Genomic DNA, 14428 nt, shown 5'->3' on the forward strand with positions numbered 1-14428 from the left:
GCTGCGCCATTCAGCCTTGCGCGGCTGCAAAGTGGCAAGTCGCTGGGCTTTCGGTTCTCGGTCCGACAGGGCGTCAGTAGAAGCGCATGCCGACCCTGATGATCTTGTCACCTTTCACTTCACTCACCACCCAATGAATGCCGTGCCACGCCACGTCATCGCCGATGACGGGATGGCCGCCAACCCGCATCGAAATGAACTCGCCAAGTGTTATTTCTTCCTCGCCGGGGGTGACGGAGATGCCATACGCCTTGGCAATTTCCCCAAGTCGGGCATCGGCATCCAACGTGAAAGGGCCGAAGAATTCCTTCTCTTTCTTCAGCTTGGCATCGCCGTTGAACAATCTGTTGAGGGAGGCCAGGTCTTCATTGCGACCGATGACACAGATGACGTCGCCTATCTTGAGGTGGGTGCTGCCTTTCGGATGCAGCATGGCATGCTCGCGGAACAGGGCGGAAATCAGCGCACCGGAAGGAAAGCGAAGCAGTCGGATGGGCACGTCATTCAGGCTCGAGTTCTCGACCCGGTATACGAACATTTCATAGTCATTCTCCGGCAGGATGCCTAGCGGCCCGCGATGGTTGGGTGCCGTGGCCCGGGGCAGTTGCACCTTCATCCAGCGTGCCATCAGTGAGATGGTGCCACCCTGCAGGAGCAGCGACAGCAACACCACGCCGAAGGCGACGTTGAAATAGAGAGAGGCATTCTCCACACCGCTGATCAAGGGAAAGATGGCCAATACGATGGGAACCGCCCCGCGCAGTCCCACCCATGAAATGAAGCCGATTTCATGCCAGCGGAACTTGAAGAAGGGCTTGATGGAAATAAGTACGGCGAGTGGTCGGGCCACGAAGATCAAGGCAAGCCCCACCAGGAAGGCGGGAAGGGTGTAGTCCAGCAGGTCGCTCGGGGTGACCAGCAGCCCCAGCACGAGGAACAGCCCGATCTGGCTCAGCCAGGCCAGGCCGTCATGCACGGGAAGTATGAAGTTGAGATGTCGCCCGGGCTGGTTGCCGATCATCAGGCCGCACAGATAGATGGCCAGGAAGCCACTCCCGCCCAGCGCGCTGGTGGCACCGAAGATGCAGAAGCCCATTGCCAGGGCCAGCAGCGAGTAGAGACCGGGCGCCAGGTCGACCCAGCGCAGGAACTTGCCGGTCAGCCAACCGCCCCCGAGGCCGATAGCGATACCCACCCCGAACTGCTGAATCAGGAACAGCGCCGTCTCGGCGATGCTTCCGATATCGCCCACCAGGATCTCGATGAACATGATGGTCAGGAAGATCGCCATCGGATCGTTGGTGCCGGACTCGATCTCGAGGGTGGCACCAACCCGCTCGTTGAGATTGATGCCACGACCGCTCAGCATCGAGAACACCGCCGCGGCATCGGTGGAGCCGACGATGGCACCGACCAGCAAGCCCTGGACCAGGGTCAGGTCGAAGGCCCACATCGCGACCAGCCCTGTGATGCCGCTGGTCAGGAAGACACCCAGCGTGGCAAGTGAAAGCGCCGGGCGAAAACCAGCGCGAAACGTCTTGAGGCGGGTGCGCAGGCCACCGTCAAGCAGGATCAAGGCCAGGGCAAGGTGCCCGATCAGGAACGCCACGGAGTAGTTATCGAACTTGATGCCGAGCAGGCCCTCCTCGCCTGCCAGCATGCCCAGGCCCAGGAAGATGATAAGAAGGGGGAGACCGAACAGCGAAGAGAGTCGGCTTGCCAGGATGCTCAATGCCAGAAGTGAGCCACTGAGCAGGAAAAGGGTATTGATGAAGTCCATTCAGATGCCTTTCGTTTGGCAACTCTGTGCTGAGCCTGAGCGGCGTTCCTTGGGTTCAGTGGCTGACACGGTAAGCGGCTGAACATCCTCACACAACCCGCACACGGTAACACCGGGATGGCAGCGAGTCCGGCGAAAAGCGCCTGTTCGATAAATCCTTTTCTGTGCCCCGGCCCTGCCGACAGAGCCCCGTCTCGTCCCGCGCACGATAACTCACGGATAGCGCCCGCTGCGGCGATTCTCCACCAGTACCTCGAGGATGGCGTTGGCGTCCTGCATGGCCGGCGAGGGGAGCTCGCCCTTGCGGCGGCTGCAGATCACCGGTGAGGTAAGCGTCTTGTCGGCGAGGTAGACGTAGACGATGCCGTCCCGCTGTACCCGGCGGCACCGGCACCGTGGTTCCGGTGGCGGGAGGAGATCAGGGCTAGGACTGACCAGCACTTGGCGAATGACTCAACACAATACCAACGATAACAACCCCCTGGAGCCACCATGAAGCATATCGAAAAGGGCGCGCACCGGAGGCTGGCGAGCGCGACAAGCGGTGGGTGGCGGCGGTGATCGCTGGGGCGATCTTCGTGGTCTGCGCCCCCTTCTACGGCTATGTGGTCAGCCTGATCGAGGCCACGCCGGGCTACTTCATCGCCATCATCGCCGGCCTGGCGCTGATTCGCGTCATCACCTCGTCGCTGGCCATCGCCTTCTCGGGCAGGAAGCACGAGATGGGGGCGCTGTTCGCCTTCCTGATCGCCGCCTCGGGCATCCAGATACTGGAGATCGGTTCCTCCTTCTGGGCCCTGGTGCTCGGCGTGATGATCTCGCTCGTCTTTGAGACCAAGGACTTCGAGTTCGCCAAGGGCAAGCAGGCGGTAGCGTAACGCCGGCACCCTCCACGCTACCCGTTTCCTCCTTGGCCCGCCTGACTCGCGCAGGACGGGCCTTTTTTCTCCGAGGTCACCGGGAAGCCTCGATCATCACCTTCCTGGCCATGACTTCGGGCACATACCTGACGGGATCACCGGTCGTCCCGGTCTCCCGGCTTCACCTCGTAGTCGCCTTCCAGCACCTGCTGTTCGCGGTGGGGCTCACCGCCAGTGCGGGTGCGATAGTGCGTCTCCCGGTAGTGAAAGCCGGAGCCGACATCGTCCGCCTGCTCGGCGCGCATCTGCTCGAGGCGCTTCTTCATGCGATAGCGCATGATGGGCAGCATGGCCCAGCCGATCAGCAGGAAGAACAGGCCGAGCACCGTGCCGACGATCAGCAGCATGCCGAACAGTAGCCAGGTCAGGATCAGCTTCAGCCCGCCGAGAGGCCCGCGCGGTGTCTGGCGAGCGCGGGCACGCCACTGCTGTGCGGCTTGCCAGGCGGCGTTGCGGCGTGGGTCGTTGGGATCGGTCATGGACATCTCCAGCGAGAGCATGGCGTCGCCATGAAGGGGACGACGAGGTGAATGGCTCTCTCTTGGAGGCCACGACGGGGTAAACGTTCCTGGGGTGCGACACGCTACCACGGTCGCTTCTGCCAGGGCACGTCTCACGCAGACGCGCTACAGCAGCCGCCATAGGGCAGCGGTAACGATGCCGGCAGTGATCGCGGGCAGTGGCTTCTGCAGGAGCAGCATGACCGCCAGGGTAGCGACCAGTGCCAGCCTGGCGCCCCAGTCGCCATGCACGGCCATGGGAGTGATCACCGCCACCAGCACGGAGCCGGCCATGGCATTGATGAAGCGCTCCACCCTGGGGCCGATCGGTACCCGCGACATGATGAAGACACCGCCGGCGCGGGTAAGGTAGGTGACGAGGGCCATGATGACGATGGCGGCAATGGCACCGGCCAGCGAGGCGGGAAGGGTCATGGTTTCTCTCCCTTGCGCACCGGCAGCAGGAGACCCACGAGCCCGCCTGCCAGTGCCCCGATGATGACATGGGCGTGGTCGGGTAGCCATGCCATGGCCGCCAGTGCCGCGAGGGCGGCGGCGGCCCAGGGAAGCAGCATCGACAGGTCGCGGCGGCCGCCCACCAGCATGGCGAGCAGAAAGCAGCCCATGATCACGTCCAGGCCGAAGCGCTGCGGCTCCTCGATGCCGCTCCCGAACAGCACACCGAGCAGGGTGCCAAACAGCCAGGTCACCCACAGCGCGATGCCCCCGCCCACCAGCATGCCCACATTGGTCTCGCCCTTCTGGTAATCGGCGGCGGCCATGGCCCAGTTGGAGTCGCTCATGATGACCACGCTGCCGTAGCGCTGGGCCGTTGGCAGGTGGGCGAGCCAGGGCTGGATGGCGGCTCCCATCAGCAGGTGGCGGGCATTGATGGCGAAGGTAGTGGCCATCAGCGGCAGCAGCGGGATCTCCGGCCCCCACAGCTCCAGGGCGGCGAACTGCGAGGCGCCGGCAAAGACCAGGGCGCTCATCAGCATCGCCTCGAGGCCGGAAAGTCCGCGGGATAGGGCGGCCACGCCGAAGGCCAGGCCGAAGACGACAACGAACAGCGACAGCGGCGCCATGCGCCGAATACCGACGAGAATGCCGGCCAGGTCGAGCTGCGCGCCCTTCGGGCCTTGGCTCATCCTCGCCACGCCTCGGCGACGATCTCATAGCTTCTCAACCGATCCTCGGCTTCGAAGACGTCGGTATTGAGCATCAGCTCGTCGGCGCCGGTCTGCTCGAGGAATCGCTCGAGCCCGGCCTTTACCGTTTCGGGCCCGCCGATGATCGCGGCGCCCAGGAACTGCTGGACCTGGGCCCGCTCCATGGTGGACCAGTCGAGGGCTTCCACCGGTGGCAATGAACGGGTGCGCCCGCCGCGAACCAGGTTGAGGAACTTCTGCTGTGCGGTGGTGGCCAGGTACTCCGCCCGCTCATCGCTTTCGGCGGCGATCACCGGCAGGCCGACCATGGCGTGGGGCTTGTCGAGTGTGTCGGAGGGGCGGAAATTGTCCCGATACAGGTGCAGCGCCTCATGCAGGTATCCCGGGGCGAACTGGGCGGCGAAGGCGAACGGCAGCCCTTCCCGGGCCGCCAGCTGAGCGCTGTAGCCGCTGGAGCCGAGCAGCCAGAGTGGCACGTGGGTGCCCTGGCCCGGTACCGCTCGGACCCGCTGTCCGGGCTGGACTTCGCCGAGAAACCCTTGCAGCTCGGCCAGCCGCTGGGGGAAGTCCTCGACACCGGCGTGGGGGTCGCGACGCATGGCCTGCATGGTGGCAGCGTCGGAGCCCGGGGCGCGGCCCAGGCCCAGGTCGATGCGGCCGGGATAGAGCGTCGCCAGGGTGCCGAACTGCTCGGCCACCACCAGCGGCGGGTGGTTGGGCAGCATGATGCCGCCGCTGCCGACACGGATATGCGAGGTGGCGCCGGCGATATGGCCGATCAGCACGGCAGTGGCGGCACTGGCGATGCCGTCGAGGCTATGGTGCTCGGCCAGCCAGTAGCGGGTGAAGCCGAGCCGTTCGGTCAGCTGTGCAAGGCTCACGCTTTCCCGAAAGCTGTCGGCAATGGTGCCGCCCTGGCGAATCGGCGCCAGGTCGAGCACGGAGAGAGGAGTATCGGCAAGTCGGGGCATGGTCGGGTTCATCCGCTAATTGGTTAGCCTGCTGTCTATTTCCACCAACATCGGGGTTGTGTCGAGAATATGCAATGCCTGATGCGCGAAAACCGTGTCGGTTACCTTGGCAGGCCAGTCTGACGGTGCCCCAGGCCGCCCGAACTCCGCACTGTTTGTTGCAATACAGTAGTCAGGCGACGGCCCAGGCCTTAAGCTCAGGAAAAGGGCGAAACCGGACTTCAGCCATGTCTCTCATCGGATCGAACCACGGCAGATCTCGCCGTGGCGCTACCCGTCGACGAAGCCCCACCCGGCATCGTCGCGCCGGGTTCGACCGCTGGCTCGATCGTGCAGTCGACGTTGCCGTGATCACCGCGCTGCTGGTAGGCGGTGTGGCCCTGTTATTGAACCTTTTGTTGTGATGTTTGCTGTGATGGTTGCAGTGATGTGAGGTGGCATGCGTTTTCTGTTGTTCCTTGTCCTGCTGGGCATGGCAGCGGCCCTTGCCTGGTGGCAGTTCGAGGAGCAGGTCCCTGGCCAGTGGCACCCCTGGAAGCCGCTGTCGGTGGACGACCCCCTGACCCCGGTAACCAAGTGGAAGCTGCATCGACTCGACAACCGCCGTGACGACTGCCTGGCGGCACTGGCTACCGCGCCCGATGGCGCGCTGCGGATGACGCCGCTGGAGGATCACGAGCCGGCAGAGGGCTGCCCATTGGAAAACGTGGTGCGTGTGCATGGCAGCGGTGTCGATTTCAACGCCAGCTTCGTCGCCGCCTGCCCACTGGCGCTGGCCTGGGTGATCTTCGAGCGGCAGCGCCTGCAGCCGGCCGCCGAGACCCATTTCGGCAGCCGGGTGGCTCACGTCGAACACTACGGCAGCTATTCCTGTCGACGGGTCTATGGCCGGGAGGATGGCCGCATGAGCGAGCATGCAACGGCCGAGGCGCTGGATGTGGCGGCATTCCGGCTGGCGGACGGCCAGCGGATCTCCCTTCAGGAGCACTGGGACGAGGAGGACGAGCGAGGCGACTTCCTGCGTGAGATTCGCGACGGCGGCTGTGACCTGTTCGGCAACGTCCTGGGCCCCGACTATAACGCTGCCCACGCCGATCACTTCCACTTCGGCATGCGGGGCTACCGGCTGTGTCGTTGATGTCGGCCTCGGGCTTCCGTTCGCACGGGGCCTCAAGCCCCCGTACACTTGTAGCATCCTCCAAGGAGGCGCTGAACGGCTCGTCGAGCGATGCGCTCGTGCAGGCACTGGAACAGCGTTGTCCAAGGTCGCTGAGTAAGGAGACCTATGCTGGGATTTCTGCAGGGCTTTGCTTATGGACTCTTCGTCACCTGCCTGCCGTGGCTGCTGATCGGGCTGGCCAATCCGCGCCTGGCGGTATCCACCGATGCCCCCAGCCGCCTGCAGGTTGTCTTTCGCTACTGCCTCTTGATTCCGTTCATCAGCATGCTGCTGTGGCTGACATCGCTGTGGGGCGGTTTTGGACCTAGCCTGGGCGGCTGGTTGGCGGGCCTGGTCGCCGTCCCCGTGGCGCTCCCCCTGGAACGGGCCTGGCGCCGCTGGCGGGCCAGGCGTCATCGCCGCCGGCTGGAGTCGCGCCTCGAAGCCGAGGCGGCCCACCGGCGCGCAGAACAGGAGCGTGAGGCCCGCGAGGCCGGCGTGGCGGTACTCGACCCGTCCCACCCCCCGGCCGATGCCGATGAATTGATCATGTCCCTGTGCCGTGCCAAGCAAGGCCTGCTCGATACCCGGCGACCCGATTTCGCCATCCAGGTGGACCGATTCTATAGCCGCTATTGCAACGTAATGGATGTGCTGGTGGCCCGCTTCGACAGGAGCGAGCTGGCCTTTGAGCGCTCCCGGGGGCTGGTTACCGAGGTCTGCCTGGGTGCGGTGGACAACTTTACTTCCATGGCCGCTCAGGCGCGTGGGGTGATGGGGCTCGACGGGAACTTTGTGCGTCGCCGCCTGGAGAAGGACGGCGCCAAGCTGTCGGTGGAGGAGCGGATAGCGCTGAAGCGTCGCCTGGAGTTGATTGATGACACCGAGCTGCGCCTGCGTCGCCTGGTGGCACGTAACGAATCGGCGTTGACGCTGCTCGACGATGCCGCCGTCGCCCTGGCCCGGGTCGAGACGGGGCGCCCCCAGGCATCGGTGGCCACCGACCAGGCCCTGGAGGAGCTGCGGCGCTTCATTGGCAGGGCCGAGCGCTATGGACGCGGAAGCCAGCGCTGATTTCGGCAGGATGCTAGCTTATGGCTATAGCCAAGCGGCCGGGCATTTGAGACAAGGGATGAGATACAAGGCATCTGAGACAAGGGAAGCGACCTATGAATGAGCCGTCCGAACGTGGATCCCGCCTCTCCTTGCCGCCGGTGGAGGAGATCGCCAGCGAGCTGGTGGAAACCCTGCCCGAGGTCGATGAGGAGGCTGCCCCCGGAGCAGATGACCCCGAGCTCAGCGAGATGGCCGATGCCTTCGTCGAGGAGGTGCTTGCCGGCAGTGACGACGGCACGACGTTGGAACGCCAACGTCGTGCGGTGGACGAGATGGGTCTGGAACTGCAGCAACAGGCGGCGCACAAGAGCGAGATGCTGCAGACGCCGTTGAAAAAACTGGCGCATCAGGGCGATGACGGCGGGCCGGTGGCCCGGGCCCTGGTCGACCTGCGTGGCAGGATGGAGGAGCTGGACCCGCAGCAGCATCGGCTCTCGCCCAATCGGCTCGACCGGTTGCTGGCACGTATCCCCGGGGCTGGCAGCCGGGTACAGCGCTACTTTCGCAAGTTCGAGAATGCTCAGCAGGCGCTCGACGCGATCATCGCCGACCTGGAGTCGGGGCGTGACATGCTGCACCGCGACAATCTGACCCTGAATGACGACCAGGAGGCTTTGCGTCAGCTGATGGGCCGGCTGCATCGTCAGATCAGCCTCGGGCGCTTGATCGACCGCCGGCTGCAGCAAGCCGTGTCTGGCCTGGTCGCCGATCATCCTCAGCGTCCCTTCATCGAGGAGGAGCTGCTCTTTCCACTGCGCCAGCGCATCGTCGACCTGCAGCAGCAACTGGCGGTCAGCCAGCAAGGGGTGCTGGCGCTTGAGGTCATCATCCGCAACAACCGTGAGCTGATCCGGGGGGTGGATCGGGCTATCCACGTCACCGTCTCGGCGCTGACCGTAGCGGTTGCGGTGGCCATGGCGCTGGCCAATCAGCGGCTGGTGCTCGACCGTGTCGAATCGCTCAACACCACCACCTCGGACATGATCGCCGGCACCGCCAGGGCGCTGCGCCACCAGGGGGTGGAGATCCAGACCCGGGCGGCCTCGGCTCAGTTGGACATGGCGTCCCTGGAACAGGCGTTCGGTGACGTCATGGGTGCCATCGACGACCTCTCCCGCTATCGCCAGGAGGCCTTGCCTCGCCTGGACGAGCAAATCAGTCGGTTGGCGAAGCTATCGCGCCAGGGAGGGGAGGCGATCGACCGACTCCAGCGTGGCAGTGAGGCCCAGCCCGAGTCGGTCGAAGAGAAGAAGACACCTTCGGAGCGGCGCGGCGACAGCTAGTCAACACCCCGAAGGCGAGACTATCGCCTGTCGGGGCGCTCGTCGTGGTCGTCCTCGGGAGTGGTATCGGGAGGAGTGCCGGGGGGAGTATCGGGCGGACTGCCCGGTGGGACCTCATTGCGCCAGGCATCCCGGAAGGCCTTGCGCATCAGCTCCCAGGACTCCTCCATGCCTTGGCGTAGCGAATCCCAGGCCGCTTCGCTGGCGTGCTGCAGTTCATCGAGCCGGCGACGCGTCTCGTCGCGGCGCTGCTTCAGCCGCTCGATATCCTCTTCGTACTTGACCTGTGCCTCGTCGCTGGCTTGACGGGCCCTGGCGGTTAGCTCATCGATCTCGGCATTCCACTCATCCAGCCGGGCCTTCATCTGCTCGACGAATTCGTCGCGTTTGCTCATGGTCTATCCCTCGTCCTATCCCTCTATCGCAAGACGCTCATCGCTTGAGTACGAGATATGAGCATGAGATAGAAGTCGGCTTCCCACAAGCGAGCCGCGACGTTCAAACCTCCCATGCCACCCGGTCGCGGCCCTGGTGCTTGGCCCGGTAGAGCTGGCTGTCCGCCTGCTCCAGGAGCTGCTCGGAGGTGAGCATGCTACTGGCCGGAACGGCGCTGGCGACACCCAGGCTGGCAGTGACCTGATCGGCATGGTCCGAGTAGGCATGGGGAATCGCCAGGGCGCGAATGGCATTCCGGATGAGGTGGGCGACCTTGCGGGCACCCGGGAGGTCGGTATCGGGCAGGACGCAGACGAACTCCTCTCCCCCATAGCGCGCCACCAGATCGGTGGAGCGTGTGACCACCCGGGCCAGGGCATCGGCGACCGCGCGCAGGGTGTCGTCGCCGGCGACATGGCCATAGTGATCGTTGAAATCCTTGAAGCGATCGATATCGATGAAGATCACGGAAAGCGGCTTGCCGGAGCGCCGGGCCCGCTGCCAGGAGTCGGCCAGGAAACTATCGAAATGGCGCCGATTGGCGATGCCGGTCAGGCCATCGATGGTGGAGATCTGGTGCAGCTGATCGCGCTGGTCGAGCCCGCGCTGGAAGGCATGGAGCAGTTCGTCGAGACTCTCGACCAGATGCCCCAGCTCATCATCGGCATGCTGTGACAGATCGGGCTTGTGCCATCGCCCGGGCTGGCTCGGGTCGGTATCGATGATGGCCGCGTGGACCTTCAGCAGCGGCCGGGTAATGAAGGCGTGGAAGACAACCACCAACAGAGCGGCGATGGCCAGTGCCTTGAAGACGCCCAGCGAGAAGATGAGCAGACTGCGATCCAGGAAGTCCCGGGCCAGGCTGTCGAGTGCCAGCGTCATTTCGATATCGCCGACTGGTTCGGTCGGTGAGGCGCCCCCCAGGTCGTATATCAGGACTTCCTGATAGTGAAGGATGTCGCCGAAAAGCGCGTGGGCCAGCCAGCTGTTATCGTGCGGCACGCTCCTTTCGCGTGAGGCCATGCTGCGTCCGAAGTCATCCCGAATGACGACATTGGCGACTCTGTCGCCGCTGAACAGGCCCTCTACGACTTGCGTCGCCAGTTCGGGGTTGAGCTGAAAGGCGGCTTCTGCGGCCGTACCGTGTACCAGATCCAGCCGATGCTGGGTCTGGTTCTGGACTTCATGGCGCATCTTGCGGGCGTCAAGAGCGAGTTCGATGGCACCGGCAATGATGCTCAGCAGCAGCGCGATGGAGAGCGTCAAGACAGCCTGCTTGGCGGTCAGGCTGCTGCGGCGGGGACGCGCTGGGGTGGGCGCTGTCATCGCGCGGCTTCCGCTTCACCGTTGGGCTCGAGCGTACCGCTCTCGGCAGTGCGTAGCCGCTCGATCGCAGTTTGCAGGCGGGTCGCAAAGGTCACGGGTACCGAGGGATGACAGGCGAGATAGAGTTGAGCGGCATGGAAGATGAACAATTGGCGAAGCTCGACTTCCGCCTCGCTCGCGAGATATGTTGCGGTCTCTACATTGGAGACCCAGGCATCGATCAGGCCGGCCGTCAGCCGCGCAATATTTTCGTGATCGGCGGAGGCCGTGACGATGGGGATCCCCTGCTGTTCCACGAGCTCACCCGCCGCGTCCCCGCGGAAGCTCCCTACGCGCAGTGATGCCAGCTCATCCAGTGATCCAGCCTCCACGTCAGCGTCGGCAAGGCTGTAGGCTGCCCACTCGTTTGCTGCGATCGGGCCGATCCAGGTGAAGTGGGGCTCGCGCTCGGGAGTGAGCGCCGTCGAATAGACGCAGTGGTTGTCCCTCATCTGGGCTTCGGTATAGGCGCGCGCCCAGGGAAGCAGCCGGAACCTGGCTGAAAGCCCCGCCTCTTCCAGGGCGGCCCGCAGCAGCCGGGTCGACTCGCCGTCGATGTCACCATCATCCGTCAGGTAGTTGTAGGGCGGGTACTCCTCGGTGTTGAAGATCATCTCGGCGCTATAGATGTCGCCCAGCTCACCCCGGTGGCGGAGAGCGTCCACCGCGGCCTGCATGCGCTCGACCAGTGCCGGGTCGGTATCGCGATGCAGGGCATAGTAGAGGTCCGACTCGCTGATCGTCAGTACCGACATGAAATCGGCGATGGGCAGGTCGTGCTCCTGCATCAACCAGAACGCCACATCCTCGCTGTAGGCCCACAGGTCGACCCGCCCGCGGTCGAGCATCTTCAGGGCGCTGACATTGGACATGGCCAGGCGGAGCTGGTCGGAGGGCACCCCGGCCTCTTCCAGGCGCTGGGCGCCGATGTCCTCACGGATGACGGCGACTCGATAGTTGCCATTTGCCAGCTCGTCGAGGCTGTCGAGCTGGATGCCGCTGTCGCGCCGGGCGATCAGGGTAACCCGGTCGGTGGCGATGGGCCCGACCCACTGGAACAACGATTCGCGCTGCTCGGTGCGGGTGGTGGAGAAGAGTACCGTGCCGGGGTCGGCCAGGGCGGTGTCGTAGCCGCGAGCCCAGGGGTAGTAGAGGACGTCGTCCCGGGACAGCGGGGTCTCGGTCTCTTCGAAGATGCGCTCGAGGATCTCGATGGAGATGCCTTCCAGTCGTTCCCCGCGCTGGAAGTTATAGGGCGGATACTCTTCGGTAATGAAGGTAAGGCCGTCCAGGCTGGCAGACGCCGGAGCAGGCAACAGCAGGCAGACCCCAAACAGTAGCCATTTTTTCATGCGCCTGTTGATGCCTCCTGTGTTCTTGGGGTTATTGTGCGACATCAACCTAGCTGATGCCTCCCGGAAAGTCACCTTCAGGCCGCCAACGCAAGCGTTGCCTCTCGTAGAGCCTGTCATGCTCGCCGGGTGTCGAACGTCAGGCGCGTAGTGACTGCTACCGCTGTGCCATTAGCTGGTAGGCTATGAGCCGAACGGGCCCCGCCCCCGGCAAGGAATGGACACTATGAACGCGGTACCAGCGGCTGTCGGTGACACGCCCCGGCGGCGGGCGTCGAGGAAGGAGATCTTCGGCTGGGCGATGTTCGACTTCGCCAACCAGGCCTTTACCCTGCTGATCATTACCGTGGTCTTCGGTGAGCTCTTCACCACGGTGATCGTCGGTGACCGGGGTGACGGCTATCGGCTGGCCAACCTGCTGTGGAGCCTCGCCCTGGCGGTGAGCTACCTCATGGTGGTGATCACGGGGCCGCTGTGCGGCGCAGTCATGGATTACCATGCCGCCAAGAAGCGGTTCCTGTTCGTCAGCTACCTGGCAACGGTGGGTGCCACCGCGATGCTCTATTTCGTGGAGCCCGGCTATGTGGTGCTGGGCTTGCTGCTGATCGTGCTTTCCAACTACGCCTACTCCATGGGCGAGTCATTCATCGCCGCCTTCCTGCCCGACCTGGGTCCGCCGGAGGACATGGGCAAGATCTCCGGCTTCGGCTGGTCGCTGGGCTATGTGGGCGGGCTCTTCGCTGCCGGCTTCACCCTGCTGGTACTGGGCGAGGCCACCGCCGACAACTTCGAGCGTATCCGCTGGGTGGGTCCCTTCGCGGCGGGCTTCTTCCTGGTGACGGCCATCCCAACCTTTCTCTGGGTCAAGGAGCGGGGTACGCCGCAGCCGCCGGGCAAGTCCTACCACCAGATCGCCTGGGAACGGGTCGCCACCACCCTGCATGAGCTCCGGCGCTTCCGCGATCTGGGCATCTTCCTGGTCTCGCTGCTGTTCTCCATGGCGGGGGTCTACATCATCATCGCCTTCGCCTTCATCTACGGGGCCCAGGTGATCGGCTGGGACGAATCGATCCGCAACATCATGTTCATCATCGTCCAGATCACCGCGGCGGCGGGGGCGCTGGGCTTCGGCTTCATTCAGGACCGCATCGGTACCAAGTTCACCTACCTGCTCACCCTGACGCTATGGGTGGCGGCGATCTTCGCCATCTGGGCCACGCCGGAAGTCACGGCCTTCCTCAATGAAAGCCTGGGACTGGACTGGGAGGCGCAACATCTATTCCTGGTGGTGGGCTGCCTGGCCGGCCTGAGCCTGGGGTCGAGCCAGTCGGCCAGTCGCGCCCTGGTGGGGCTCTTCTCGCCCACACGCAAGGCGGCCGAATTCTTCGGCTTCTGGGGGCTGGCCAACAAGCTCGCCGGCGTCTTCGGCATCATCGGCCTGGGGCTGCTGCAGACGGTGGTCGGCCTTCAGGCCTCCATCCTGCTATGCGCCGCGCTGTTCATCATCGCGATCCTGATCTGCCTTGCGGTCAATCAGGCGCGTGGCCAGCAGGCGGCACGCGACTGGGAGACGCGCAACCCGATCCAGGGAGGGACAGGCTAGTGCCGCTGCTGCTCGATCCTCTGCTGCTGGTGTCGGTAGCCCTGGTCTTCCTGGTGGCCGGCACCGTCAAGGGAGTGATCGGCATGGGCATGCCCACGGTGTCGCTGGCCTTGCTCACCGCCACGGTAGGGCTGCCCTCGGCCATGGCCCTGCTGCTGGCGCCGACCATCATCACCAACATCTGGCAGGCACTGGTGGGAGGCTATCTGCAGCAGATCCTGCGGCGACTGTGGCCCTTCCTGCTGGCCTCGGTGGTTACTGTATGGCTGGGCGTCGGCGTGTTGGCCAGGGTCGACGTGCGCTGGCTCTCCGGCCTGCTTGGCGTGTTGATCGCCTTCTATGCGCTTTCGGGGCTGTTCAACCTCGGCCTCGGCAAGCTGGTCAGCCGTGGTCGACATGCGGCGCCGGTCAATGGCGCGCTGACCGGGTTGATCACCGGCATGACAGGCTCGTCGGTCTTCCCGGGGGTGGCCTATCTGCAGTCCCTCGGCCTGCCGCGGGACATGCTGATCCAGGCCATGGGCGTGCTGTTCGTGGTCACGACAATGGCGCTGGGCTTCTCCATGGGCGAACAGCGGCTGCTCAGCGTCGAGCTGGCGCTACTGTCGCTGGGGGCGGTGATACCGGCGATTCTGGGCATGCAGCTTGGCCAGCGGTTGCGCCAGCGACTCTCTGAGGTGACCTTCCGGCGTGTCTTTCTCACCGGCCTGCTGGTCATGGGCGGTTATCTGCTGCTGCGCTCCCTGGCGGGCTGAGCCGCCAGGGAGCGGGCGTC

Annotated in this window: 16 protein-coding genes; 7 read left to right on the plus strand and 9 right to left on the minus strand. The window is 64.6% G+C overall.

The window, feature by feature from the left end; all coding sequences use genetic code 11:
• Positions 1-73: 73 nt before the first annotated feature.
• Entirely contained in the window at positions 74-1780 is a 1707-nt protein-coding gene (locus tag DU505_RS14785; RefSeq protein ID WP_114479760.1) for a potassium/proton antiporter, read from the minus strand.
• Positions 1781-1993: 213 nt separating this feature from the next.
• Positions 1994-2221 (minus strand): type 2 periplasmic-binding domain-containing protein, encoded by a 228-nt coding sequence (locus DU505_RS14790; RefSeq protein WP_245947971.1) that lies wholly within the window; start codon positions 2219-2221, stop codon positions 1994-1996.
• Between the two features lie 29 nt (positions 2222-2250).
• On the opposite strand from DU505_RS14790, the gene DU505_RS14795 reads away from it, so the two are divergent.
• Complete coding sequence (locus tag DU505_RS14795; protein ID WP_281271462.1) at positions 2251-2658, plus strand: benzoate/H(+) symporter BenE family transporter; 408 nt, start codon at positions 2251-2253, stop codon at positions 2656-2658.
• A 137-nt stretch (positions 2659-2795) separates the two neighbouring features.
• On the opposite strand, the gene DU505_RS14800 is transcribed toward DU505_RS14795, so the two are convergent.
• The 4 genes from DU505_RS14800 to DU505_RS14815 form a co-directional block, all read right to left on the minus strand.
• Positions 2796-3179 (minus strand): hypothetical protein, encoded by a 384-nt coding sequence (locus DU505_RS14800; RefSeq protein WP_245947975.1) that lies wholly within the window; start codon positions 3177-3179, stop codon positions 2796-2798.
• A 147-nt stretch (positions 3180-3326) separates the two neighbouring features.
• A complete protein-coding gene (locus tag DU505_RS14805) occupies positions 3327-3635 on the minus strand; it encodes an AzlD family protein (protein ID WP_114479761.1) in 309 nt (102 codons plus the stop codon).
• Positions 3632-4348 carry an AzlC family ABC transporter permease gene (locus DU505_RS14810; RefSeq protein ID WP_114479762.1) on the minus strand — a complete coding sequence of 239 codons (717 nt, stop codon included), beginning with the start codon at positions 4346-4348 and terminating at the stop codon, positions 3632-3634. The genes DU505_RS14805 and DU505_RS14810 overlap by 4 nt, the downstream gene beginning before the upstream one ends.
• A complete protein-coding gene (locus DU505_RS14815; RefSeq protein WP_114479763.1) occupies positions 4345-5340 on the minus strand; it encodes an LLM class flavin-dependent oxidoreductase in 996 nt (331 codons plus the stop codon). Before DU505_RS14815 ends, DU505_RS14810 begins: the two co-directional genes overlap by 4 nt.
• Before the next feature lie 227 nt (positions 5341-5567).
• Here DU505_RS14815 and DU505_RS22615 point away from each other — a divergent pair, with 227 nt between their 5' ends.
• The 4 genes from DU505_RS22615 to DU505_RS14830 all read left to right on the plus strand — a co-directional run bounded on the left by DU505_RS22615 (position 5568) and on the right by DU505_RS14830 (position 8898).
• The gene (locus DU505_RS22615; RefSeq protein WP_181872838.1) at positions 5568-5744 is read left to right on the plus strand and encodes a hypothetical protein; all 177 of its coding nucleotides are present in this window, start codon (positions 5568-5570) and stop codon (positions 5742-5744) included.
• 35 nt (positions 5745-5779) lie between these two features.
• Complete coding sequence (locus tag DU505_RS14820) at positions 5780-6478, plus strand: extensin-like domain-containing protein (RefSeq protein WP_114479764.1); 699 nt, start codon at positions 5780-5782, stop codon at positions 6476-6478.
• A gap of 147 nt (positions 6479-6625) precedes the next feature.
• A complete protein-coding gene (locus DU505_RS14825) occupies positions 6626-7573 on the plus strand; it encodes a cobyrinic acid a,c-diamide synthase (RefSeq protein ID WP_114479765.1) in 948 nt (315 codons plus the stop codon).
• A 95-nt stretch (positions 7574-7668) separates the two neighbouring features.
• The gene (locus DU505_RS14830; RefSeq protein ID WP_114479766.1) at positions 7669-8898 is read left to right on the plus strand and encodes a toxic anion resistance protein; all 1230 of its coding nucleotides are present in this window, start codon (positions 7669-7671) and stop codon (positions 8896-8898) included.
• A gap of 20 nt (positions 8899-8918) precedes the next feature.
• Here DU505_RS14830 and DU505_RS14835 read toward each other — a convergent pair whose 3' ends face one another.
• From DU505_RS14835 to DU505_RS14845, 3 genes are all read right to left on the minus strand, one after another.
• Positions 8919-9293 carry a sll1863 family stress response protein gene (locus DU505_RS14835; RefSeq protein ID WP_245947976.1) on the minus strand — a complete coding sequence of 125 codons (375 nt, stop codon included), beginning with the start codon at positions 9291-9293 and terminating at the stop codon, positions 8919-8921.
• A 103-nt stretch (positions 9294-9396) separates the two neighbouring features.
• A complete protein-coding gene (locus tag DU505_RS14840) occupies positions 9397-10659 on the minus strand; it encodes a GGDEF domain-containing protein (protein ID WP_114479767.1) in 1263 nt (420 codons plus the stop codon).
• Positions 10656-12050 (minus strand): substrate-binding periplasmic protein, encoded by a 1395-nt coding sequence (locus DU505_RS14845; RefSeq protein WP_114479768.1) that lies wholly within the window; start codon positions 12048-12050, stop codon positions 10656-10658. The genes DU505_RS14840 and DU505_RS14845 overlap by 4 nt, the downstream gene beginning before the upstream one ends.
• Before the next feature lie 226 nt (positions 12051-12276).
• On the opposite strand from DU505_RS14845, the gene DU505_RS14850 reads away from it, so the two are divergent.
• Both DU505_RS14850 and DU505_RS14855 read left to right on the plus strand, forming a co-directional pair.
• Positions 12277-13653 (plus strand): MFS transporter, encoded by a 1377-nt coding sequence (locus DU505_RS14850; protein WP_245947977.1) that lies wholly within the window; start codon positions 12277-12279, stop codon positions 13651-13653.
• Positions 13653-14408, plus strand: coding sequence for a sulfite exporter TauE/SafE family protein (locus tag DU505_RS14855; RefSeq protein WP_245947978.1), 756 nt, complete (start codon positions 13653-13655; stop codon positions 14406-14408). Before DU505_RS14850 ends, DU505_RS14855 begins: the two co-directional genes overlap by 1 nt.
• Positions 14409-14428: the final 20 nt, after the last annotated feature.

This window comes from Billgrantia montanilacus (genome assembly GCF_003336675.1).
Classification (GTDB): domain Bacteria; phylum Pseudomonadota; class Gammaproteobacteria; order Pseudomonadales; family Halomonadaceae; genus Halomonas; species Halomonas montanilacus.

Excerpts from the sequence above, each read along its gene's own strand:
- DU505_RS14805 (WP_114479761.1), bottom strand. The coding sequence starts at position 3,635 with ATGACCCTTCCCGCCTCGCTGGCCGGTGCCATTGCCGCCATCGTCATC.
- DU505_RS14845 (WP_114479768.1), bottom strand. The coding sequence starts at position 12,050 with ATGAAAAAATGGCTACTGTTTGGGGTCTGCCTGCTGTTGCCTGCTCCG.
- DU505_RS14785 (WP_114479760.1), bottom strand. The coding sequence starts at position 1,780 with ATGGACTTCATCAATACCCTTTTCCTGCTCAGTGGCTCACTTCTGGCA.
- DU505_RS22615 (WP_181872838.1), top strand. The coding sequence starts at position 5,568 with ATGTCTCTCATCGGATCGAACCACGGCAGATCTCGCCGTGGCGCTACC.
- DU505_RS14815 (WP_114479763.1), bottom strand. The coding sequence starts at position 5,340 with ATGCCCCGACTTGCCGATACTCCTCTCTCCGTGCTCGACCTGGCGCCG.
- DU505_RS14810 (WP_114479762.1), bottom strand. The coding sequence starts at position 4,348 with ATGAGCCAAGGCCCGAAGGGCGCGCAGCTCGACCTGGCCGGCATTCTC.
- DU505_RS14840 (WP_114479767.1), bottom strand. The coding sequence starts at position 10,659 with ATGACAGCGCCCACCCCAGCGCGTCCCCGCCGCAGCAGCCTGACCGCC.
- DU505_RS14800 (WP_245947975.1), bottom strand. The coding sequence starts at position 3,179 with ATGACCGATCCCAACGACCCACGCCGCAACGCCGCCTGGCAAGCCGCA.
- DU505_RS14825 (WP_114479765.1), top strand. The coding sequence starts at position 6,626 with ATGCTGGGATTTCTGCAGGGCTTTGCTTATGGACTCTTCGTCACCTGC.
- DU505_RS14835 (WP_245947976.1), bottom strand. The coding sequence starts at position 9,293 with ATGAGCAAACGCGACGAATTCGTCGAGCAGATGAAGGCCCGGCTGGAT.
- DU505_RS14820 (WP_114479764.1), top strand. The coding sequence starts at position 5,780 with ATGCGTTTTCTGTTGTTCCTTGTCCTGCTGGGCATGGCAGCGGCCCTT.
- DU505_RS14830 (WP_114479766.1), top strand. The coding sequence starts at position 7,669 with ATGAATGAGCCGTCCGAACGTGGATCCCGCCTCTCCTTGCCGCCGGTG.
- DU505_RS14850 (WP_245947977.1), top strand. The coding sequence starts at position 12,277 with ATGAACGCGGTACCAGCGGCTGTCGGTGACACGCCCCGGCGGCGGGCG.